Genomic DNA, 21,066 nt, shown 5'->3' on the forward strand with positions numbered 1-21,066 from the left:
TAATATTTTTCTGTTTGTTATGGAAGGAGCGATAAAATGGAAATTAGAAATCTAAAGACATTTCAAGTTGTAGCGGAAAAATTAAACTTAACGGAAGCTGCAAAGGAATTGAAATACACCCAACCTACTGTAACTTTACATATCCAAGCTTTAGAAGAAAGATTAAACCATAAACTTTTCACCCGAATTGGTAAAGAGACCTTTTTAACGGCCGCTGGTAAGAAGTTTAAGGTACATGTAGATCATTTACTTGCCTATATAGAAGACATCGAAAGAGACATGCAGAAACTGCACCGCCCTGATGGAACTCTTACGATTGCAGCATCTGAATACTATTGTACGCGCTATCTTGCATTAATAATAAAGGCTTACTCCGAGATGTATCCAAATGTTCGTTTAAACCTTCTCCCACTAAATAGTCACCACGCTCTTGCATGCGCTAGAAACCATGTTGCTGATATCGCCATAGTGGCAGGTAACGATGGAGGAGCTGATTTAAATAAGATTATTTTAGATGAAGAGCATGTGGTATTAGTCGCTTCCTCTGAGATTAGTCAGGGAAAAAATGTAGATGAAATTTTTTCTGATTACCCATTTATTTCTTATGATGACGATTGTAGTTTTAGTGAAATTGCTAGTAATTACTTTAAAGAAACGGGTCTCAAACCCGAATCAACCATTATTTGTGGAGGTAGTGATGAAACAATAAAGCGAATTGTTTTAAATGGGACAGGCTCCGCTGTATTAGGAGAGAATATAGTCAAAGAAGAATTGGAGGATGGTTCTCTTATCGTTTTAGAAAGGATTGCTGATCTTGTCACCACTTCATCTATTTATTTAAAGGTTCGTTCGGAAGAGCCAAATATTCAAACATTTAATGAGCTATTACAAAGCGCTTGGCCACTAGCTACTCATCATTAGAATTTAACTAAGCCAGTTATATCTAAACTAATGCAAAAAACATCAATTAACCCACATCAAATGAATATGTGGGTTAATTAATCCTTACAAATTAAAAATATAACATGCTAGTATACTTCAATTTTTTAGCAAAATATTATACATACACTCCATTTACAATCTGAGCCTTTTTATAGTTCCCTTCAAAGAAGTTTTTTACATTTGTTGCACTTTCAATTGAAGCCTCCCGAATCGCTTCTTGGGAATAAAATGCAATGTGGGGAGTAAGAATTATATTTTCATACTCCATAAACGCATGGGTGTGCAAATCAGGGTTTTCTTCAGTTAATACATCTGCAGCATAATATTGCATTTTCCCAGAATCAATGGCACGTACAATTGCAGATTCATCAATCAATTGTCCCCTTGCTGAGTTAATAAAAATAACTTGGTCTTTCATTTTTGCGATACTTTGATCATTAATGATTTGATATGTATCATTATTTACCGGCAGATGAATACTTAAAATATCTGACTCGGCCAGCACTTTGTCAAAAGAAACTAGATCCACATGATATCTTTCCTTCACTTCACGTTTATCAATAAACGGATCATACGCAATTACTTTTGACCCGAATGGCTTCAATCTTTCGACTACCAACCTAGGAATATTACCAAACCCTAATAGACCTATCGTTTGTTCCTCCAGTCTTCTTGTATTTGGAAATGTGTCAAACTTCCATATTTTTTCTTTTTTAACTTGATGATGAAATGAACTAATTCTACGATTAAGCATCAATATCATAGCCATCGTATAATCAGCAACCTCTTTAATGCAGTATTTTGAAACATGGGATACGGCAATGTTTTTAGATTTTGCATAGTCTATATCTGCATAATTGAATCCTATCGTACCGAATGCAATAAGCTTTAGATTAGGTAATGCATCTATTACCCGCTTTGTAAATGGTTCATATTCACAAATGACAGCATCTGCATCTTTGCAGTTTTTAATCAAATCATCTTCCGTATAAGATGGAATTTCTTTAATTTCAATCTGGCCACCGAAGATTTCTTTCTCAATTCCGAGTGCACCCGGAAAGTCAAAGGTACGTACTACTTTAAACATAAAATTGCCTCCGTTATAGACTTAATTTTTAAAGTCTAGTAAATAATATGTGCAATGATCGCAATAATCGGCATGGAAATGATTGTTCTTTGAATAAAGATAATTAATAAATCCCAGAAATTCGCCGGCATTTTTGAAATGATTATTAAAGTTGCCATTTCTGTTAAATAAATAATTTGAACTAATGATAAAGCTCCAATAAAGAATCGTGTTATTTCAGTTTCTATTCCTGAAGCTAACACTGCAGGAATAAACATATCAATAAATCCAGTGATCGTAGCGGGCGCCGCAGCTTGCGCCTCAGGGATTCGAAGGAACTCTAGCACATAAACCATTGGCTGGGAAATAATAGTGAAGAAGGATGTATATTCTGCAATAATCAATGCAATCGTTCCAATTGCCATCACTTGAGGTATCAAGACAAATGAAATATCTACAAAAACTTCATATCCCTGCTTCAATTGTGTCTTTAATGAACCAGACTTTTCCGCACGTTTTACAGCTTGTTCCAACGCCCAAGCAAATTTGCTTTTGTTTTTAGGTACTACTTCTGTATAATGATTCTCAACATGAAACGTATCAGGGATTCTGGATACCGGTGGAATTCTAGGGATGATCATTGCACAAATAATCCCTGCAATAACTATCGTTAAATAAAATATCGGAAATATGTGGTCTACTTCCAGCATTCTTGCAATAACAAGACAAAATGGTAAAGATACCGTTGAAAAATTTGTAGCAATGGCTACTGCTTCTCTCCCAGTATAAAATCCTGTATTATATTGCTCCCGTGTTAGTACCACGCCAACGTTAACATTTCCGATCCACGACGCTAATAAATCAATAGCCGATCTTCCAGGCAGGGTAAACAACGGTCTAATAACACCTCGTAAAAGTGTTCCTGTGAATTCCATGATCCCAAAGTTAATCAGGTAAGGCATCAAGAATGAAGCTACTAAAAACCACATAATCAATGTGGTCAATAATCCCATCATTGTACCACCTGTACTATCAGAATACACCACACGAAGTCCAACTTGATAGTGTGTCATAATGACAGCTGCCATTCCAATGACTCTTATGACGAGCCAAAAGAACGATGTATTGAACATTGAAGATAACATTCTAGATGATGTAATAAACTTAGGCTTGAAGAAATAAGCTATGACTGACAGAACGGTTGAAAGGATAATTACTAATGTTATTACGAATGGAAGGAAACTTGAAAATAAATCAATAAAAAATTCAGTGATTACTCCAAGCGGAATATTAAAATTATTATCTGCATCTCTTACTGGCATTAAAAAAATAATGACACCGAATAATGAAGGAATGATAAACTTTAACAAACCAGATACTGAGACTGAGTATTCTTCAACTTCCTTCTTTTGCGCTCTCATAACAATCACTCTCCAATCTTAGATCACTCTAGACCATAAACCATACTTATATTCTGAATATCTATTTTCCAATTCTTAATAGGTCTTTCACCCTGAGATACCGCTTACATTTAAACGTACATCTAAACAATAAATCCTAATCACAGATTAGAACATCATGACTCACATGATGTTGCTGAGTAAGCACAAAAAGTTATTTTCCTAAGCTACTCAGTTATCTGCTCCCTTTAAATCCTGCTCATATTCAGCTACCGCTTCACCCAATATAGCAATTCCTTGATCTAAATGTTTTCTATCAATGGTTAGAGGTGGCATCATACGAATTACTTCCCCCTGATTACCACTCAAGTAAAGAATAACTCCCTTTTCAAGGCATTTTTCAAGTATGTTCATTAATCCTTCCCCATTCGGCTCGCCTGTGTCTGGGTGAACAATTTCAATTCCTATCATTAGTCCAATTCCTCTTACGCTACCAATGGCTGGATGGTTTTCTTTGAGGTTCTCTAATTTTTCCAACGCATACTCACCTAGGATTCTAGTATTTTCAATTAAATTTTCCTCTTTAAAAACATCAATCGTTGCACATGCCGCTGCACAAGCTACTGGATTCCCTCCAAATGTTGTACTATGACTCCCAACTTCCCATTGTTCCATTAATTCCCTTGAAGCCACCGTTGCACTTAATGGAAGTCCACTAGCAATTCCCTTTGCGATTGCCATGATATCTGGAGTAACACCGAATCTATTAGCTGCAAACCAGTCACCAGTTCTTCCAAACCCTGTTTGGATCTCATCAAAGATTAGTAAAATATTATACCTGTCACAAATCTCTCTAATCTTTTGCAACCAAGCTTTCGGAGGCACAACATATCCTCCTTCACCCAAGACAGGTTCTAAAATAACTGCTGCAACCTCACTAGGGTCAACTTGATGATTAAATAGTAATTCAAAGTCCTTTTCTACATGATCAGACCAGTACAGCTCCGGATCTTCTCCTTGTGGTGTTTCCGACACCTTTGCGTAAGGAAGCTGATAGGTCATATTCCCTCCAACTGGAAGATGCTTTCTATATTTGCTTTTAGAAGAGGTTAGACTCAATGCGCCCATCGTTCTTCCATGGAATCCTCCAAGAAACGAGACAACATAGGGCCTTTTCGTTACATGTCTTGCTAGCTTAAGTGCCCCTTCTATCGCCTCAGTGCCACTATTTCCGAAAAAGAAACAATCCAACGGTTTCGGTAAAATAGTTCTAAGCTTTTTAGCTAAGTTCAGGATAGACTCGTAATTGATAATACCAATTGGTCCATGTACTAGATGATCTACCTGATCTTTGATCGCAGCAACAACCTTTGGGTGTCTGTGACCTGTATTTTCTGTAGCAATACCAGCTGTTAAATCTAAATATTTGCGATCATCGATTCCAATATAATGCAAACCTTCAGACCTTTTAACAGGCAAATTTGGAAAGTCTTTGGCCATAGTAGGTGCTAGTAGACCTTCCTCATTTACTTTTTTCCAATCCATCATTTGAAGACATCTCCTATTTAATAAATTTTGAAATATTAAACATGATTCTTCCACAATGTCAAAAATCCGTCAAACACCATCCATAAGAAAATTTAATACTAACTAAATCCTTAATTTTTAATAAATTAACCTCAACAAATTTATAAAAATGCAAAAAGATAGTTTAAAAAGCAATCTTACCCATTATCTAAACGCTATTATCGTAATAATCCTAAATATCTATGAGATAATCATAGAGTAAAATAGTGCATATTTATTAACTTTCATTGTTAGATTGATTCATATCGCTTAAACAACTAAGATATTCTTAAGCTTTATTATGGGAGGTATTTTTATGGGTAAAAATATATCAATTTTAGGAGTTCCCATGGATTTGGGACAATCAAGAAGAGGGGTCAACATGGGACCTGATGCAATTCGTTATGCCGGTATTGTGGAACGACTGGAGAATATCGGTCATATAGTGGTCGACAATAGAAATATTACGGTTTGCAACAACGATATGGACAATTCAGCCTCAACAAACTTAAAAAACTTGGATGCAGTTCTTAAAACAAATACAGATTTACAGGAGGAAGTAGATAATATAATAAAAAACGAAGCATTTCCTTTAATTTTAGGAGGGGATCATAGTATAGCGATCGGAACATTAGCGGGATTAGCACAGAATTATTCTAATTTGGGTGTTATTTGGTTCGATGCCCATGGAGATTTGAATCTTCCAGAAACATCTCCCTCTGGCAATATTCATGGGATGCCACTTGCAGTTAGCTTAGGATATGGTCACCCTTCCATTGTTAATATCGGGAGTAAGGCTCCAAAGGTAAAACCTGAGAATGTAGTGATGATTGGAATACGCGATTTAGATGAGGGAGAAAAAGAGTTGATTAATCAAATTGGCCTGAAGGTATACACGATGCATGAAGTTGATAAACTTGGAATGAATCAAGTGATACTCGAAACAATGGACTATCTTAAAAATACAGATGGAATCCATTTATCTTTAGATTTAGACGGTTTAGATCCGCTTGATTGTCCCGGTGTAGGCACTCCAGTAAACGGTGGAATCAGTTATCGTGAAAGTCATCTTGCAATGGAAATGTTAGCGGATACAAATTTAATTACTTCCGCTGAATTTGTTGAGGTAAATCCTATTCTAGATGAAAGGAATAAAACAGCTGAAGTTGCAGTTGATCTTATAGGTTCTTTACTAGGTGAGAAAATCTTAAAAACATCTCCACCGAAAGCAACAGTTTAAATTAAAGTATCTTAGGAACGCAGCTATAAATCTATCTTCATGTATTAAGATATTTAATAGTTGTTCATTTAACTTTTGCAGTCTGAAATTGTAGGCTCTTCCCTGGTATAATTAATGGATGCAACAAGTAATTCCATTATTGCATCGGATGCGCTTCCAATACCTTAATCAAGAGGGAAGAGCCATTTTCATTTTTCATTGTCCATTTGAACAAGTTTTGAATTCGTTCGGGTGATTAGGAGCGCTATTATCACTCGAACGGGCTTAGATTTAAGTTCGTTCAGACAATTAAAGGGGTTCTGATCAACCGAGCGAGATACATTTAAGTTCGTTCGGACGATAACATGATAAAATCAAAACCACATGGAATAGGGAGAGAATATTAGATTTTTTCACTTGATTCCATGCGGCTTTTCTATTGTTTTTTCTATAGACTTTTAATCTTAGCTATCATATGCATTTAACGCTTTCACACTATGCGCGATCGCCGAGCCCGCCTTTAATGCCGTTGCAACAAAAATCGACTCTGCTAGCTCTTCTTTCGTCACACCCGCTTTCTTGGCTCCCTTTGTATGGATAGCAATGCAATACGGGCAACCTGTCGTATGCGCAACAGCTACTGCGATGAGTTCCTTTTCTTTCACACTTAATATATTATCCTTGAGTGACAACGTATCAAAATCTACAAACGCTTTGAATATATCGTCATTTAGTGCAGAAAACTCTTTTAACCGGTTAAAATAAGATTGTTTATATAATTCTTCATCCTGGGTTTCATCGTAAGCATTCAGTGCATTTACACCATGAGCAATTGCGGATCCTGCTTTTAACGCTGTTGCAACGAGAACTGCTTCAGACAATTCTTCTTTCGTTACACCTTCAGTTTTACCTGCTTTTACATGGACCTCGATGCAATACGGACAACCTGTCGTATGTGCAACAGCAATCGCAATGAGTTCTTTCAACTTTCTAGATAACTTTCCTTCAGCCAATGCTGCCTTATCAAACTGCGCAAACGCTTTAAACGTATCTGGCGCCAGATCACCTAATTCACCAAGACGGTTGAAATATGATTTTTGGTACAATGCTTCCTGATTTGTAGCTACTGTTTCTTGACTCATGATAAGTTCCTCCTTGTTATTTTCATCTATTTAAATAAAATTACTTCTCAAATGAATTAAACTCCTACTTTTCCCAGCTCTTTCGCTTTTAACTCCCGGCGTAAAATTTTTCCGCTGATCGGTGTTTTCGGAAGCTCCTCCATAAATTCAATTTCTTTTGGTGCAGCATGTGCTGCAAGACCTTTACGGACGAATTGGCGCAATTCTTGTAGTAACGCTTCACTCGTCTCATAGCCACTCTTCAACACAATAAACGCCTTCACAATTTCTCCTCTGACCGCATCTGGCTTCCCGATAACACCAACTTCTGCGACTGCAGGATGTTCCATCAGCTTACTTTCCACTTCAAATGGACCGATTCGTTCACCGGAAGAATTAATCATATCGTCACTTCTCCCTTGGAAAAAGATATAACCATTATCATCCATCGTCGCCAAGTCACCTGACACATACCAGTTTTCAAACGGGAAGTACGTCTCATATTTCGCCGGGTCTTTCCAAACTTCGCGCATAATAGCAGGCCAATTTGCTTTCAGCGCTAAATGCCCTACTTCTCCAGGTAAAAGTTCTTTTCCATCCTCATCTAAGATCGCTGCTTCAATCCCTGGAAAAGGCTTGCCCATTGATCCTGGAACGATTCTTTCTGTCGGTAAATTGACAATAAGCTGTGCTCCCGTCTCTGTCATCCACCATGTATCATGGATACGTCTAGATAATGTTTTGATCCCCCAACGAATGACTTCTGGGTTTAATGGTTCACCGACACTTAAAATATGACGAATCTTAGATAAATCATAGTTTGTTAACTTCTCATCCCCTTTTGCCATCAACATTCTAAAAGCTGTCGGGGCACTATACCAAACCGTTACACCTGCTTTCTCTAAGACAGAATACCATTCATCCGCTTCAAATCTGCCACCATGAATGACAATCGTTGCCCGGTTTAAGAGCGGTGCAAATACCCCGTATACCGTTCCAGTCACCCAACCAGGATGAGCCGTACACCAGTAAACATCATCATCTTTTAAATCCAAAACCCATCTACCCGTGATGTATTGCTGGATCATTGCCCGGTGTGCATGGATAATACCTTTCGGGCGACCAGTCGAGCCACTCGTATAGTGAATATTAAGTCCGTGGTTTAAATCCACCCACTCGATAATGCCTTCTTCTGCTTGTGTCGCTCGTGCTTCAGCATAGAGAGAGATTTCATCACCTTCACATTGCTCGGGCTCTCCAGTAATCCAGACCGTCTGAAGGGAAGGCAACTCTTTCCGTGGAACACGCTTGATCAATTCCGGCGAAGCAATTAAGTAAGTACCTTCACAGTCCGCAATACGCTCTTTCACAGCATCTTCCATAAACGCTTCAAACAGTGGTCCGACAATCGCACCAAGCTTGATTACGGCAAGCATGGCGATATGACAATCAGGATGCTTTTCTAAAAAGACGAAGACGAAATCGCCTTTTTTTACCCCTTTATTTTTTAGAACCGTCGCCCAGAGATCCGATTGCTCTTTTAATTCACGGTAAGTCAATGTATTTTCTTCAGCTTCTCCGAAATAATGAAGTGCGATTTTTTCTCCATAACCATCAGCCACATGGCGATCCACACTCTCATATGCCATATTTACATTTCCAGTATCCGACCAACTAAAATGAGACTCGATTGCCTTCCAAGTGAAATCCTCCCTGACAGGCAGATCAGCTGCTATATTATAATTCCCTTCATATGAATCAATGACTTCTTCTTTCCCCATCGTTCGTTAGCCCCCTTATTCAATATGTAATACATCTAAAATTTCAGCTTTTTTTGCTGCTAAGTTTGAATTACCCCGGTCACGAGGCTTCGCTCCCACAACGGACAGCTCTCTTTCCAATGTCCCTGGCTGACCACCAAGAATCAATATCCGGTCACATAAGTACAATGCTTCATCAATATCATGTGTAACGATAATCATCGTTGTCGAGCGAATCTCTTGAATTTCTAACAATAAATCCTGCAATTGCATTTTGGTGAAAGCATCAAGTGCGCTAAATGGCTCGTCTAATAACAAAACACTAGGCTCTCCAATAAGTGCGCGGGCAATCGCCGTTCGTTGCTCCATTCCACCAGATAAATCTTTTGGAAAATGATTGCCAAATTCGGATAATCCGACTAGATTCAAATATTCCTGCACGTCAACACTTTTCGTATCTTTTACACCAAATAAGATATTTTCTTTCACGGTTAGCCAAGGCATTAATCTCGGTTCTTGGAAAATCATTCCGATTGGTTGCTCACCTAGACTCGCAAGCTCAATATCTCCCTTAAATCCTTCATCCAAACCAGATAACACCCGTAATAATGTACTTTTCCCACAACCACTCGTTCCCAGGATTCCAACCGTCTCGCCTTCCTGAATGGCAAATGATAGATTTTTAAATCCTGCCAGTCCGTTATTGAACGTTCTTGATGCGTTTTCTACTTTCAACATGATGATCCCTCCGTCAGAGCTGGTTTTGTAAGTTATCCTGCCATTTTAATGCACGGGCCTCTAATGTCTTCAATAGGAAATCCGTTGCTTTACCTAGTAGTGCGAATAATATAATGCTTGCAATGATCAGTTCAGGTGAATACGTATTTTGACCGACGACGAGCAAATATCCTAGTCCTTGGCTTGCTCCCATTAACTCGGAAGCAACAACGAACATCCAGCCTAATCCAACCCCGCTCCGTAACCCAACGAGGAAAGATGGGAGGGATGCTGGAAAAATAATGCGACGAACTGTTTGTAATGCTGTGAAATGGTGAATCTTCCCAACCTCAATTAACTTCCGGTCTACACCTTGAATTCCTGAAACGATATTCAAATAAATTGGGAAAAAGACACCAACTGCAATTAACATCACTTTAGAGGCCTCTCCAATTCCCATCCATAGGATAAATAGTGGCACCCACGCGAGCGACGGAATCGAACGAAACGCTTGGATTAATGGATCCATCAATTGTTCAAACCATTTAAAATAACCGACAACAGACCCGATGACAACTGCGGCAACCGTCCCAGCTAGAAAACCAACAGCCACACGATAGAAGGTGATCCCAACATGCCCCCAAAGTGTTCCTTCATTCGCTAGTTCAATGATTTTTTGTACAATTGTCGTTGGAGAGGGAAAGACATAAGCATCGAGCAAGCTGAAACGAACCGCCGCTTCCCAGATGATCAACAGAACAGCTGGGATAATGAGACCAAGCGCGAACCCCCTCACTTTCTTCCATTCTGAGTTGACCTTAATTGCTTTCTTTTCTTTTACTTCAAATATTTCATTTACCTCTGTTTTGACGGACATGCCTATTCCCCCTACTTCATTCGATTACATTTTTTGAATATTGTTCAACGATCAATTCTTCCACAAGTTCCTTAACATCAATATTTTCTTGAATGACACTTTCCGCTTGCAGTACTTCACCTGCTGCGTTAAGTGCTTCAATTTGCTTCTCTCCGGGAATCGGATCTGAAAAGTCATTCCGTTCCAAGCTCTTCTCAGCTATCTCTAAATCCATATCTGCTTCTCGTGCCAATATTTCCGCTGCCTCCTCTGGATTTTCGATGACCCATTCTCTCGCCTTTTCATAGACTTCAATTACTTTTTCTATAACCTCTGGATGCTGTTCTGCAAATTCGGATCGAACATTTAATGTTCCGTACGTATTTTTATCATGGTCCCGTAAAAATAAATTTGCTCCAGAATCTACTTCAACTTTTGCCATATGTGGATCTAACCCTGCCCATACATCGACTTGATCGGTTAAAAGAGCATTTGCACCATCAGCATGTTGTAAGTTCACAATTTCCAAATCCTGTGAGGAAAGTCCCGCTTCCTGCAACGAACGCAGCAAGAAAATGTACGGGTCTGTTCCTAATGTGGCAGCTACTTTCTTACCTTCCAGTTGTTCTACCGATTTAATGTCAGAATCAGCTGTTGCGACAAGTGCCGTCCATTCCGGCTTCGAATAAATATAAACGGACTCAATTGCCGATCCGTTTGATTTTGCAATTAATGCAGCTGCCCCAGCAGCCGAACCGAAATCTACACTACTCGAATTTAAAAACTCAAGTGCTTTATTACTCCCATGACTGAGCACCCATTCCACTTCTATCCCCTGCTCCTCAAACACTTCCTCCGCCCAACCAAATTCTTTCAATGCTAGACTTGTCGGGGAATAATATGCATAATCTAATACCACTTTATCTAATGTGTCCTTTCCTTCTCCCTGGGCAGAGTCACAAGCCGTTATAATGAGCGAGGCTCCAATCATTCCTGCGATAAAAGCAATCCACTTTCTCATGTCTAGTTCCTCCTAGGCTTATTTTTATATTGAATTTCAATTTAAGTTTTCCAAACTTTATTTTCCTTATAAGTATAGTCGGGTTTAAATGTGAACTTTCCACCTTTTCAAAGATTGCTTCATATAAAAAACCCCCTTCCTTAAGAAGAGGGTTTTAAAATTCCTCCTCTTATCTTTCAGATTCTTAAAAACTGTAGGATTTAGCACCTTTGCAGTTTGGCCAACTGCAGGTTGCCGGGTTTCGTCGGGCCTATTCCCTCCACCACTCTTAATAAGAGAGTATACATATGTAATTGTATTGAACAAATTATTTTAAAATTTAACCGATTGGAAACTATTCTAATCAAAAAGAATAAAATTGTCAACTTTTTTTTAAAGTTGTTTCAGCGGGACAGAGGGTCAGAGCATTTGTCCCAGGTTTAATATGATTGCAGAATTACTTAAGTTTTTATCTTGTATTTTTCCTGTTATAAGTGGATACTAAAGGATATAGGCAAAACTAGTTAACTTACTTCACATGGCATAAGAGAGGAAATATTATATGGAATCAATCGTCGACTTTTTTCGAAAAACCGGAGTAAAACGCATTATTATTTTTGGTTTAATCATTCTAATTCTTTACAGTGTAAGAAGTTTAATAAATATTATCCTCCTTACTTTTATTTTTTCATTTTTGATGAATGGGCTAGTTGAATTTACAATGAAACGGATCAAATTTAACCGATCGATTCTCGTGTTATTGCTATACTCCGTAATCGTCAGTTTATTAACAGTAGGAGCAGTAAAATACTTACCAATTATAACGATGGAAATCAGTCAAGTCATTGGGCAGATTTCAAATTTCTCCATCCAATCGTATAATAATCCAGTTTTTAGTTTTATAGAACCGATTATTTCAAGCGCTCAAATTACAAGCTACATAGAAAACGGCTTTTCATTTCTCTTAAAGTCGATTACAGATATTAGCACGGTAAGTGTACAGGTTTTAATCTCGTTAATACTTAGCTTATTCTTCCTGCTCGAAAAACCCCGCCTACTTGCATTTACGAGTAAGTTCAAAAAAAGTAAAGTTGCGCCATTTTACCTGGAGATCGAGTACTTCGGCAGTAAGTTTTCACGCACCTTTGGCAAAGTAATTGAAGCACAATTTATGATTGCCCTGATTAATACATTTCTTACGGTCATTGTATTAATCATTCTTGGATTCCCACAGATCTTTGGATTAGCGATTATGGTCTTTTTCTTAGGGCTTATCCCTGTTGCAGGTGTAATCATTTCACTTATCCCGCTATCTCTCATCGCCTATACAATCGGGGGCTTTTTAACCGTTATTTACTTGCTCATCGCAATTATGGTTATCCATGCAATTGAAGCGTATATTCTTAATCCGAAATTGATGTCTTCTAAAACAGACTTACCTGTATTTTATACATTTATTGTCTTGATCTTTTCCCAGCATTTCTTTGGTGTCTGGGGGTTAATTATCGGAATACCGGTGTTTGTATTCTTGCTGGATATATTGGATGTAACGAATATAGATACAAAAGAGCAAAAAACAACGTGAGGCTTTTATTAGACACACGTTGTTTTTTTATGTTTATTAATTTTGTAAGGAAGATTTTAACCGCTCTATTTTTTAGTATACATAATCCTTTTCTAAATGAATGATACAAAATTACAATAAATTCTAACTTTTTTGGAATAATTGGCTTCTGATACTTATTGTACAAAAGACTGAAGTTTAGAAAAGATGATAGAAATTAAACTCCTTATAGTTCATGCTAATAACTGCCTTTGTGTCAGTCATGAAAGCCTGTATATAAGGAACGTAAGAAATACGGTCTTAAGGGCGCGCGTAGAGCTCCACAATTTTCAAAACGTTAGGGATACTGTTATATCAACGTTTATGGCACTTCTCATATATTTGGGAAGTGCTTTTTTATATAAATTGGGTACGAAAATGGGTACTCCTAGTTTTTGTAAACACTATTCCATTTTATCTAATCATTCATTTTGTACATCTTTTAATCGTTGTTCAAACTTCCGATATGCGGATAAATCCACTATATTTGGTGTATTTACATAGACTTGTGTTGTTTTTGCATCAGAATGTGTTAAAGCACGTGAAATTTCTTCCATAGAAGCACCGCCTTCATAAGCTAGGGTACTAAAGGTATGTCTCAATTTATGAGGTGTTACATGAGAAAGTTCTTTGTGACGACGCTTTACAGCATTGACGCGATAGTTTAAATAATCAATATGAACAGGTACATTAATATCGCCTTTCGAATTAGTGTAGGTGAATAGAAATTGTTCTTCGGTTTGTTTGATTCCAACTTTCAGTAATTCTTTTGCTTGTTCCTTTTTCCACTTTGATAGTAGGTTAACTAAGGAAACAGGTAGCTGGAACTTTGTATTTTTTCGCCCTTTTGTAGCAGTTATTTTTCCGTCTTTTGTTTTATTTTGAACAAGTAAAATAGTTCCTTTTTCTAATTCGATATGTTTCCATTGCAACGCATAACTTTCACTTTTTCTATCACCAAGATTCAAAGTTAGGGTAAATAGTACATAATCTTGCAAAGTTAAATATCCTTTATCTTTATCTTCTTGAACAGCTTTTACCCAAGCAAGTAATTCCTCTGCGGAAAGAGATTCTCCGTTCAATTCTCTTTCTGCTTTTAATCGTTGTTTTAAAGGGTCACCAACATAACCAATGATTCGGGCAATACGATTATACTCAATATAGTTTAATAACTCTGCAATATCGAAAAGTTGATTGACATAGCTTTTGATAATTTTGATATTTGCATAAGTTTGTGATTTTGCATTTAATTGTCTTAATACAAAATCATTATTCGTATTGAGCTCTAATAAAGAGTACTCACCAAACATCGGAAGGATATGCAATCGAAATACATCTTTTGTATTTTTAACAGTTTGAGAAGAAGGGACTTGTCGAGTTTTTCCACTAGAACCGTTACAATACATATCTATCCAAATTTGCTTGTAAAAGTCTTTAAATTTTATTGTTCCTTTTTGTTCGAGAGCACGCCCGTGTTTTTCTTTTTTTACTTGTTCAATCTTCTTTTTAATTTCCTTTTCTGCTTCTTGTGCTTCTGCTTTAGTAGAATAGGTTTTTCTAAATCGTTGTGTCGTTACTCCTAAAATTTTCCGAACCTCTTTTGGATAAAACACCTCAACTTTGTAACTCCCACTACTCATTTCTTTAATAGCCATACATTTTTCCTACTTTCTTGAAGTGAATCAGAACGTAAGAAAGACTACACCCTGATTATAACGCATATTTTTCAGAAAGTGTCGATTCATGCATGTTTCGCCAACCATTCATTCATTGCCTGTTTATCAAAAAGTAGTGTTCGATTAATCATAATTCTTGGAAATCCTTGCTCAATCCACTTATCCAAAGTATTATTCGATATTCCTAGATATTCACAAGCTTCCTTTTTTCTAAGGTATCTCTTTTCTAGTGCAGAGTCTTTTCTAGCTTGGGATATAGCATTTGATATAGTCGAATAAATGTTTTGTTGCAGTGTGTTAAGTTGTTCGTCGGTTAATACAATATTAATCGTACTCATGATAACACTTCCTTAATATAACAAACTATTGTTCTTCAAATGTTATTTCCTTTTTGAAGGAGTACCATATTCATAAATCAGAATCTACGCTGTATAATGGTATGTTCGTATAAAAACTGAAAAAAATCAGACGGCTGTTGGTACAGCTCCACGGGAATTTCACCCCTGCAAGTATTTCTTCCAGCCCTACTCATGGCTTGCGACGCTTCAAACGCTCGAACCATGACGATAGGGGAGTATCATTATCCTAACTGATGGGTTATCGCCAGCAATCCACCACGATTGCCTTAGACTCATAGATTATCGCCTCGTTTCTAACGAAAGTCATGGCGTATGAATCAGATGGCTCGCCATCAGTTGAATGTATCTGATTTTTTAGTTTATACTGCACAGCGTTATCTTCCGTGCTTTCTTTGTCAAAGAACAAATATATGATTAATGAAAGGGAAAACCTAACCATTCTGTATTCAAATTTTGAAAGCTAAAACAGATTGCATAAGCTTCGCTCGTAAGCGTTCACGTATATCTTCATCGATGCCCCAATAAGTGTTTCCTTGTTCATCACGGAGCTTACGCATGGATAGGCTTGTCATATAGCTTCCATAATGCAAAACAACTACTTTCATTGCTTCTGGCTCACCCTTATTTGCAGCTAAAATAATTGGGTACGGCAATAAACCTCGCTCGTTGTTTTCAACATTAGAATTAATCACTCCATTCATCTGCATGTTCCTCCAAAAATCGTTTTAACCTTTTGAAAGAGCTTGTCCGCCTATACTGAACGGTACTACGTGGAATATTGAGTATTTCAGCTATTTCTACATCTGATTTGTTAAAAAAATAATATAGTAGGACAGTGATACGCTTTCCTTTTGGCAAAGTATGCAGCGCTTCAGCAAGTAATTTCGGAGTGATTTTCTTTCCAGCCACTTGAAAACTTTGCCCTTCTTCTCCAGGTATAGAGTTGATTTTCTTCTTGTGGTGTAAGGTCAGAAAATGTCATCTCCTTTGTTAGACGTTGTTGTTGCCTTTCGTTATAAATATTAATAGCTTCATTCTTCAAGACACGTTTACAAAAGGCGTTAAATGCACAGCGAACTTGCCACTCGGTACGATCTGGTTCTATCATGCATGTCCTCTCCCTTCGCAACTGCAAAGGTGGGTGATGATTTCCCCTTTCATAACCTTCAACAAACTTTTTTCTAAAATGCCGAAAAAAAGAACTATTTTTTTGAAAAAAATTTGTAAAAAGGCGAAAAATCCACCGATTAGAACGAGATAAATTTATTTTTATGAAATTATTAGGCTTACACACAATTATCTTTTACTTTTTTTAAAATCCCTCTTGACGGGTACCTATGAATTAGTGTACTATTTAACTATAACACTAGCACAAAGAAACCACAGGAGGAATTAAAATGACCGCTTGGTTTGATTTAACGAAAAAAGAATTTCACCTAGGACTTCCAGCGTTTATATTCTCACTGATTGCCTTGATTGGAATTTTCACAATTAGTATTATGTTTGGCCTTTCAACTAATCTCATGTGGGAAATGTTAACAATAGGAGCGTTTGTAGCAGTTGCTCTTCATGTTTTTTATTTAGCTTATTACCTGCTTTACAGCTTGAGCGTAGAACGTAAACGAATGCATTTATGGCTTCATAATCCGTTGCCAATCGAGTCAATCCTATTAGCGAAGCTCATTTCTGGTCTAGTCTATATGCTCATTACTCTTATCACTGCAGTTATCGTGCTATGGCAGGCTTATAGAAATAGTGCATTGACTATCAATTTAAATGAATGGCTAACTACCGCTATATCGTCTGTCATTGCCTTACTATTAACTGCGTTGTTATTGGGATGTACTTATTTGTTTTTCTGGACAATCTTTATGGTATTGAGCAAAACATATAATGATTTTTTCAGTTTTGTGTTAGCATTCTTTTTGTTTCTCGCCGCTGCTTCACTTCTCAATATAATTGGTGATTTATCTTTCTTAACCGATTGGGGTGTGATAAACAGCGACAGTGTACTTTCAGGTTTTGAGTTAAACATTTCAAACGAAAATTACCATTATGAAATCGAACATTTATCAACCATCTTTTATATTGGTCATTTTGTAAGGGATCTTGTATTGGCTGTCCTACTTTTTGCTGGCAGTAGTTGGATTCTTGACCGTAAAGTTGAGGTGTAATTTATGACTGATCTATTCCATTCTGGAGAGCCGATTTATTTACAGTTAGCTGAACGTATTAAACGGCAAATCTGCCGTGGTGAGTTACACCTTGGAGAAAAGCTTCCATCAATACGTGATATGGGAATAGCTGTAAACGTGAATCCAAATACAGTACAGCGAACATACAGAGAATTAGAGTGGTTGAAAATCGTGGAGTCCAAGCGCGGGCAAGGAACCTTTGTTACAGATGATGAACAAGTTCTTCAAGCGATTAGAGAACAAATGAAAAAAGAAGAAATCTCTCATTTTGTGCAAGGAATGCGGGAAATGGGGTATTCTGACGACGAAATTCAAGCAGGAATCGAATCTTATTTAGCAGAGAAAGGAGCGCCTGAGCAATGATCTCATTTCAACAAGTAACAAAAAAATATCGGCAAAAAGTAGCATTAGATAAAGTGAACTTAAAGCTAACAAAGGGAAAAATTATCGGATTGGTTGGTGAAAATGGAAGTGGAAAATCTACGATGCTGAAGTTAATCGCTGGTCTGACTTACCCGACAAAAGGGGAAGTGCTTATTAATGAAAAAACCGTAAATCGCCGTTCAGCCTCTATTGTTTCATATTTATCAGAGCTAGATGAGTACTACAGGTTTTATAACGTGGAAAAGACCATTGAGTTTTATGCTAGTCAATTTTCCGATTTTGACCTTAAAAAGGCCAATGAAATTTTAACCTTTATGAAGCTCAATCCGGAAAGTAAACTGAAAGAACTCTCAAAAGGAAATCGAGGAAGGCTAAAAATTGTACTTTCTCTTGCACGAAATGCCCCTATTATCATAATGGATGAACCACTTTCAGGTCTTGATCCAATGGTACGTCAATCCATTGTCAAAGGGTTGCTTTCCTTTGTTGATTTAAAAAAACAGCTCGTTCTAATTACTACTCATGAGATCCAAGATTTAGAAAACATCTTAGATGAAGTGATTGCAATAAAGGATGGAACAATCATCGGTCACCATAATGTAGAGCAACTGCGAGAAGAACAAAACCTCGGAATCGTTGAATGGATGACAACTATTTATGAGTAAGACATTTTCTTTAGGGAGAATCGCTATCTGCCAATAGGAATCTGCTTAGTTAATACGGTAGGTTTTTAAATGATAAATGGCAATTGTTCTGACCATATATAAGTTTTTTATGTAATAAGGAGGAAAAAATTAATGGATATCATTAAAACAAATCGGTTGACGAGAAAATACGGGAAGCAATACGCAGTAAACAATATCAATTTAAACGTAAAAGAAGGATCGATTTATGGATTCTTAGGACCGAATGGAGCTGGCAAAAGTACTACTATTCGTATGCTTCTTGGTCTGATTAAACCGTCAACGGGAAGTGTGCAAATATTAGGGAAAGATTTAAGAAAACATCGAATGGAGATTTTGAGTCAAGTCGGGTCGTTAGTAGAAGCACCTTCGTATTATGGTCATTTAACAGGATATGAAAATTTGGAAGCTGCCCGACGATTACTAGGAGCACCAAAAAGTCGCATCACGGAGGTTTTAAACATCGTTCGATTGAACAAAGCAGCAGATAAAAAAGTCAAAAACTATTCATTGGGAATGAAACAACGCCTAGGGATTGCAACTGCTTTACTGAACAAACCGAAGCTTCTTATATTGGATGAACCTACAAACGGACTTGATCCAGCAGGGATCCAGGAAATACGGGAACTGATTAAGGCGATGCCAAAACATGACAACATGACGGTCATCATTTCAAGTCATTTACTAAGTGAAATTGAACAAATGGCTGATCAAGTGGGCATCATTAATAAAGGTGAGTTAATTTTTCAGGACTCCATCGATGTGCTAAAAGAGAAAAGTAAACCTAAATTACACATCGGCGTCAATCGTGCGGACCAAGCCTTTACGTTTCTGAAAGAACAAGGATATGATGCTAAACTTACCGATACGAGAGTTATCATGGAAGACGCAGACCCTGTATTTGCAGAGAAAATCAATTATACTCTGCTTTCCGAAGGTTTTCGGGTAAACAGATTGGAAGAAGTGAAACAATCCTTAGAAGATATATTTATCGAACTAACAGGGGTGGGTGAATCTGTATGATGAGCAAGGTGGTAAGTTCAGAAATAGTAAAATACAAGCGAACATGGCTTTGGATTCTTCCGTTGATCATACCATTCATTATTGTACTGGCAAATGGTTTGAATATATTTTTACGCTATGACACGATTGTTCAACAAGCCGCTAAGGATGGAATGACCATGTGGGACCCAATATGGATATTTAGTTTTTTTCTTATACTTCTAGCCGTTCCACTAGAAGTAACACTAATCACATCCATCATTGCAAATATAGAACATCAGGGGAACAGCTGGAAGTCTATTTTCTCCATGCCTGTTTCACGATTTCAGATATACGTTAACAAATTTGCTTGGTCAACGGTTCTAACGATTATTTCGGGATTCATTTTAATGATAGGAATTATCATCTTAGGTATGATGGTTGGAAATGACACCTTTCCTTGGACGCAAATTTTAGGTTTTTCCCTTTTTCCATTTTTGACTGCTGTTCCACTGATTGCTTTGCAGTTATGGCTAGCGCTTACCTTTCAAAACCAAGCAATACCGATTACGATTGGTTCCCTTGGAATTTTACTAACCATTCTTGGGGGACAGTTACCATTAGGAAAATGGTTACCCTGGACATTTTATGTCCAAGTATTGCCATCGCCTAACCAGGAATCGGTTGGATTACCGTGGGACATTGTTGGCACGAGTTTTATCATAGGTTTATTGCTTCTTTTCGTTGGGTTTATTCATTTTAGAAAAAAAGAATTTGCATAAGGAGGGAAAATAGATGTTCTCCAATCTTTTTTCAGTCGAACTTTTAAAAACAAAACGATCGGTTCTTTGGATTATTGCTCTTCTCATTCCAAGCTTAGCAACCTTTCTAGGAGTCGGAAATTTACTTGTTAACGCAAGAGAGTTTATCGAACCAGACGCTAATTTATGGGTTGACGCGTGGTCACAGGTTGTCATTTTTTACGGAATGATCTTTCTCCCTATTCTTGTTGGTATTTATGCTTCTACCATCTGCAGGGTTGATCATTTAAATGGAGGATGGAAGCAAGTGTTAAGCTTTCCTATTTCTCACGTAAAGCTTTACTTTGCTAAATTACTTACTTTATATTTACTGTTGGCAGTCACTCAGATTTCCTTAGTTATTCAATATGTTGCCATCGGTCACCTCTTTGATCTCTCGGGAACGTTTATATTAAAAGATTTTATCATCTATGGTCTATTTGGCTGGCTTGCTTCTCTACCGCTTGCTTCGTTACAGCTATGGTTAGCCTTTAACTGGAAAAGCTTCGCGCTTCCACTTACTGTTAACATTGGGTTGACAATCCCTGTCTTAATGGTAAGTCAGACTCCATATGGCTTTTTCTATCCATGGGCTCAGCCATCTATGATGATGTCACCAGCTTATGAGGCGTTCCGACCACCAATTGAACAATTGCTTATCATATTTAGCGTATTGCTTGTTCTTTTTACTGTTTTAGGGTTGCTTCACTTTAGGAGAAAAGAATTCAGTTAGTCCTT

General features: G+C 37.4%; 22 protein-coding genes, 1 pseudogene and 1 riboswitch. Of the genes and pseudogenes, 10 read left to right on the plus strand and 13 right to left on the minus strand.

The features are described 5' to 3' along the window. The first annotated feature begins 36 nt into the window (after window positions 1-36). Complete coding sequence (locus WKU33_RS15645; RefSeq protein WP_156857502.1) at window positions 37-921, plus strand: LysR family transcriptional regulator; 885 nt, start codon at window positions 37-39, stop codon at window positions 919-921. A gap of 136 nt (window positions 922-1,057) precedes the next feature. On the opposite strand, the gene WKU33_RS15650 is transcribed toward WKU33_RS15645, so the two are convergent. From WKU33_RS15650 to WKU33_RS15660, 3 genes are all read right to left on the minus strand, one after another. Then, window positions 1,058-2,029, minus strand: coding sequence for a C-terminal binding protein (locus WKU33_RS15650; RefSeq protein WP_340455464.1), 972 nt, complete (start codon window positions 2,027-2,029; stop codon window positions 1,058-1,060). Between the two features lie 35 nt (window positions 2,030-2,064). Further along, window positions 2,065-3,429 carry a YjiH family protein gene (locus tag WKU33_RS15655; RefSeq protein WP_340455465.1) on the minus strand — a complete coding sequence of 455 codons (1,365 nt, stop codon included), beginning with the start codon at window positions 3,427-3,429 and terminating at the stop codon, window positions 2,065-2,067. A gap of 210 nt (window positions 3,430-3,639) precedes the next feature. Beyond that, the gene (locus WKU33_RS15660; protein ID WP_336252784.1) at window positions 3,640-4,956 is read right to left on the minus strand and encodes an aspartate aminotransferase family protein; all 1,317 of its coding nucleotides are present in this window, start codon (window positions 4,954-4,956) and stop codon (window positions 3,640-3,642) included. A 334-nt stretch (window positions 4,957-5,290) separates the two neighbouring features. Here WKU33_RS15660 and rocF point away from each other — a divergent pair, with 334 nt between their 5' ends. Then, entirely contained in the window at window positions 5,291-6,214 is a 924-nt protein-coding gene (gene rocF, locus WKU33_RS15665) for an arginase (protein WP_336252785.1), read from the plus strand. 443 nt (window positions 6,215-6,657) lie between these two features. On the opposite strand, the gene WKU33_RS15670 is transcribed toward rocF, so the two are convergent. Genes WKU33_RS15670 through WKU33_RS15690 form a run of 5 tightly spaced genes read right to left on the minus strand, consistent with a single transcriptional unit; the run spans window position 6,658 to window position 11,668 of the window. Then, window positions 6,658-7,335: a carboxymuconolactone decarboxylase family protein gene (locus tag WKU33_RS15670; protein ID WP_336252786.1), complete on the minus strand. Its 678-nt coding sequence runs from the start codon at window positions 7,333-7,335 to the stop codon at window positions 6,658-6,660. Window positions 7,336-7,391: 56 nt separating this feature from the next. Beyond that, window positions 7,392-9,095: an acetate--CoA ligase gene (gene acsA / locus WKU33_RS15675; RefSeq protein ID WP_340455468.1), complete on the minus strand. Its 1,704-nt coding sequence runs from the start codon at window positions 9,093-9,095 to the stop codon at window positions 7,392-7,394. A gap of 15 nt (window positions 9,096-9,110) precedes the next feature. After that, window positions 9,111-9,812, minus strand: coding sequence for an ABC transporter ATP-binding protein (locus WKU33_RS15680; RefSeq protein ID WP_340455470.1), 702 nt, complete (start codon window positions 9,810-9,812; stop codon window positions 9,111-9,113). A gap of 13 nt (window positions 9,813-9,825) precedes the next feature. After that, the gene (locus WKU33_RS15685) at window positions 9,826-10,668 is read right to left on the minus strand and encodes an ABC transporter permease (protein WP_340455472.1); all 843 of its coding nucleotides are present in this window, start codon (window positions 10,666-10,668) and stop codon (window positions 9,826-9,828) included. Window positions 10,669-10,684: 16 nt separating this feature from the next. Next, a complete protein-coding gene (locus WKU33_RS15690; RefSeq protein WP_340455474.1) occupies window positions 10,685-11,668 on the minus strand; it encodes an aliphatic sulfonate ABC transporter substrate-binding protein in 984 nt (327 codons plus the stop codon). 166 nt (window positions 11,669-11,834) lie between these two features. After that, window positions 11,835-11,946: riboswitch (SAM riboswitch) on the minus strand. A 263-nt stretch (window positions 11,947-12,209) separates the two neighbouring features. Here WKU33_RS15690 and WKU33_RS15695 point away from each other — a divergent pair. After that, window positions 12,210-13,232 carry an AI-2E family transporter gene (locus WKU33_RS15695; RefSeq protein ID WP_156857972.1) on the plus strand — a complete coding sequence of 341 codons (1,023 nt, stop codon included), beginning with the start codon at window positions 12,210-12,212 and terminating at the stop codon, window positions 13,230-13,232. A gap of 257 nt (window positions 13,233-13,489) precedes the next feature. Continuing rightward, window positions 13,490-13,552: pseudogene (rpsI, locus tag WKU33_RS15700) on the plus strand (30S ribosomal protein S9); the annotation flags it as partial. Between the two features lie 120 nt (window positions 13,553-13,672). Here the strand turns inward: rpsI and WKU33_RS15705 are convergent. From WKU33_RS15705 to WKU33_RS19125, 5 genes are all read right to left on the minus strand, one after another. Continuing rightward, window positions 13,673-14,905 carry a tyrosine-type recombinase/integrase gene (locus tag WKU33_RS15705; RefSeq protein WP_336252791.1) on the minus strand — a complete coding sequence of 411 codons (1,233 nt, stop codon included), beginning with the start codon at window positions 14,903-14,905 and terminating at the stop codon, window positions 13,673-13,675. A gap of 86 nt (window positions 14,906-14,991) precedes the next feature. Further along, complete coding sequence (locus WKU33_RS15710; protein WP_156857974.1) at window positions 14,992-15,264, minus strand: helix-turn-helix transcriptional regulator; 273 nt, start codon at window positions 15,262-15,264, stop codon at window positions 14,992-14,994. 467 nt (window positions 15,265-15,731) lie between these two features. After that, window positions 15,732-15,986 carry a helix-turn-helix domain-containing protein gene (locus tag WKU33_RS15715; RefSeq protein ID WP_156857975.1) on the minus strand — a complete coding sequence of 85 codons (255 nt, stop codon included), beginning with the start codon at window positions 15,984-15,986 and terminating at the stop codon, window positions 15,732-15,734. Continuing rightward, window positions 15,970-16,194, minus strand: coding sequence for an RNA polymerase sigma factor (locus tag WKU33_RS19120; RefSeq protein WP_442946176.1), 225 nt, complete (start codon window positions 16,192-16,194; stop codon window positions 15,970-15,972). The genes WKU33_RS15715 and WKU33_RS19120 overlap by 17 nt, the downstream gene beginning before the upstream one ends. Continuing rightward, window positions 16,157-16,393, minus strand: coding sequence for a hypothetical protein (locus tag WKU33_RS19125; RefSeq protein ID WP_442946177.1), 237 nt, complete (start codon window positions 16,391-16,393; stop codon window positions 16,157-16,159). The genes WKU33_RS19120 and WKU33_RS19125 overlap by 38 nt, the downstream gene beginning before the upstream one ends. A gap of 289 nt (window positions 16,394-16,682) precedes the next feature. On the opposite strand from WKU33_RS19125, the gene WKU33_RS15725 reads away from it, so the two are divergent. The 6 genes from WKU33_RS15725 (at window position 16,683) to WKU33_RS15750 (ending at window position 21,061) form a co-directional block, all read left to right on the plus strand. Beyond that, complete coding sequence (locus tag WKU33_RS15725; RefSeq protein WP_336252792.1) at window positions 16,683-17,459, plus strand: hypothetical protein; 777 nt, start codon at window positions 16,683-16,685, stop codon at window positions 17,457-17,459. A 3-nt stretch (window positions 17,460-17,462) separates the two neighbouring features. After that, window positions 17,463-17,843 carry a GntR family transcriptional regulator gene (locus tag WKU33_RS15730; RefSeq protein ID WP_156857977.1) on the plus strand — a complete coding sequence of 127 codons (381 nt, stop codon included), beginning with the start codon at window positions 17,463-17,465 and terminating at the stop codon, window positions 17,841-17,843. Further along, a complete protein-coding gene (locus WKU33_RS15735) occupies window positions 17,840-18,529 on the plus strand; it encodes an ABC transporter ATP-binding protein (protein ID WP_336252793.1) in 690 nt (229 codons plus the stop codon). The genes WKU33_RS15730 and WKU33_RS15735 overlap by 4 nt, the downstream gene beginning before the upstream one ends. Window positions 18,530-18,661: 132 nt before the next feature. After that, complete coding sequence (locus tag WKU33_RS15740; RefSeq protein WP_156857979.1) at window positions 18,662-19,570, plus strand: ABC transporter ATP-binding protein; 909 nt, start codon at window positions 18,662-18,664, stop codon at window positions 19,568-19,570. Next, window positions 19,567-20,310 carry an ABC transporter permease gene (locus tag WKU33_RS15745; RefSeq protein WP_156988959.1) on the plus strand — a complete coding sequence of 248 codons (744 nt, stop codon included), beginning with the start codon at window positions 19,567-19,569 and terminating at the stop codon, window positions 20,308-20,310. The genes WKU33_RS15740 and WKU33_RS15745 overlap by 4 nt, the downstream gene beginning before the upstream one ends. A gap of 13 nt (window positions 20,311-20,323) precedes the next feature. After that, on the plus strand, window positions 20,324-21,061 hold the full coding sequence (locus tag WKU33_RS15750) for an ABC transporter permease (protein ID WP_156857981.1): 738 nt from the start codon (window positions 20,324-20,326) through the stop codon (window positions 21,059-21,061). Window positions 21,062-21,066 lie beyond the last annotated feature (5 nt).

It is taken from the genome of Oceanobacillus sp. HCA-5259 (assembly GCF_037892815.1).
GTDB lineage: Bacteria > Bacillota > Bacilli > Bacillales > Amphibacillaceae > Oceanobacillus > Oceanobacillus indicireducens.

Coding starts and splice junctions, on each gene's coding strand:
- rocF (WP_336252785.1), top strand. CDS start 5,291: ATGGGTAAAAATATATCAATTTTAGGAGTTCCCATGGATTTGGGACAA.
- WKU33_RS15730 (WP_156857977.1), top strand. CDS start 17,463: ATGACTGATCTATTCCATTCTGGAGAGCCGATTTATTTACAGTTAGCT.
- WKU33_RS15715 (WP_156857975.1), bottom strand. CDS start 15,986: ATGAATGGAGTGATTAATTCTAATGTTGAAAACAACGAGCGAGGTTTA.
- WKU33_RS15740 (WP_156857979.1), top strand. CDS start 18,662: ATGGATATCATTAAAACAAATCGGTTGACGAGAAAATACGGGAAGCAA.
- WKU33_RS15670 (WP_336252786.1), bottom strand. CDS start 7,335: ATGAGTCAAGAAACAGTAGCTACAAATCAGGAAGCATTGTACCAAAAA.
- WKU33_RS15650 (WP_340455464.1), bottom strand. CDS start 2,029: ATGTTTAAAGTAGTACGTACCTTTGACTTTCCGGGTGCACTCGGAATT.
- WKU33_RS15660 (WP_336252784.1), bottom strand. CDS start 4,956: ATGATGGATTGGAAAAAAGTAAATGAGGAAGGTCTACTAGCACCTACT.
- WKU33_RS15735 (WP_336252793.1), top strand. CDS start 17,840: ATGATCTCATTTCAACAAGTAACAAAAAAATATCGGCAAAAAGTAGCA.
- acsA (WP_340455468.1), bottom strand. CDS start 9,095: ATGGGGAAAGAAGAAGTCATTGATTCATATGAAGGGAATTATAATATA.
- WKU33_RS15705 (WP_336252791.1), bottom strand. CDS start 14,905: ATGGCTATTAAAGAAATGAGTAGTGGGAGTTACAAAGTTGAGGTGTTT.
- WKU33_RS15710 (WP_156857974.1), bottom strand. CDS start 15,264: ATGAGTACGATTAATATTGTATTAACCGACGAACAACTTAACACACTG.
- WKU33_RS15655 (WP_340455465.1), bottom strand. CDS start 3,429: ATGAGAGCGCAAAAGAAGGAAGTTGAAGAATACTCAGTCTCAGTATCT.
- WKU33_RS15680 (WP_340455470.1), bottom strand. CDS start 9,812: ATGTTGAAAGTAGAAAACGCATCAAGAACGTTCAATAACGGACTGGCA.
- WKU33_RS19125 (WP_442946177.1), bottom strand. CDS start 16,393: ATGATAGAACCAGATCGTACCGAGTGGCAAGTTCGCTGTGCATTTAAC.
- WKU33_RS15690 (WP_340455474.1), bottom strand. CDS start 11,668: ATGAGAAAGTGGATTGCTTTTATCGCAGGAATGATTGGAGCCTCGCTC.
- WKU33_RS15695 (WP_156857972.1), top strand. CDS start 12,210: ATGGAATCAATCGTCGACTTTTTTCGAAAAACCGGAGTAAAACGCATT.
- WKU33_RS15745 (WP_156988959.1), top strand. CDS start 19,567: ATGATGAGCAAGGTGGTAAGTTCAGAAATAGTAAAATACAAGCGAACA.
- WKU33_RS15750 (WP_156857981.1), top strand. CDS start 20,324: ATGTTCTCCAATCTTTTTTCAGTCGAACTTTTAAAAACAAAACGATCG.
- WKU33_RS15725 (WP_336252792.1), top strand. CDS start 16,683: ATGACCGCTTGGTTTGATTTAACGAAAAAAGAATTTCACCTAGGACTT.
- WKU33_RS15685 (WP_340455472.1), bottom strand. CDS start 10,668: ATGTCCGTCAAAACAGAGGTAAATGAAATATTTGAAGTAAAAGAAAAG.
- WKU33_RS15645 (WP_156857502.1), top strand. CDS start 37: ATGGAAATTAGAAATCTAAAGACATTTCAAGTTGTAGCGGAAAAATTA.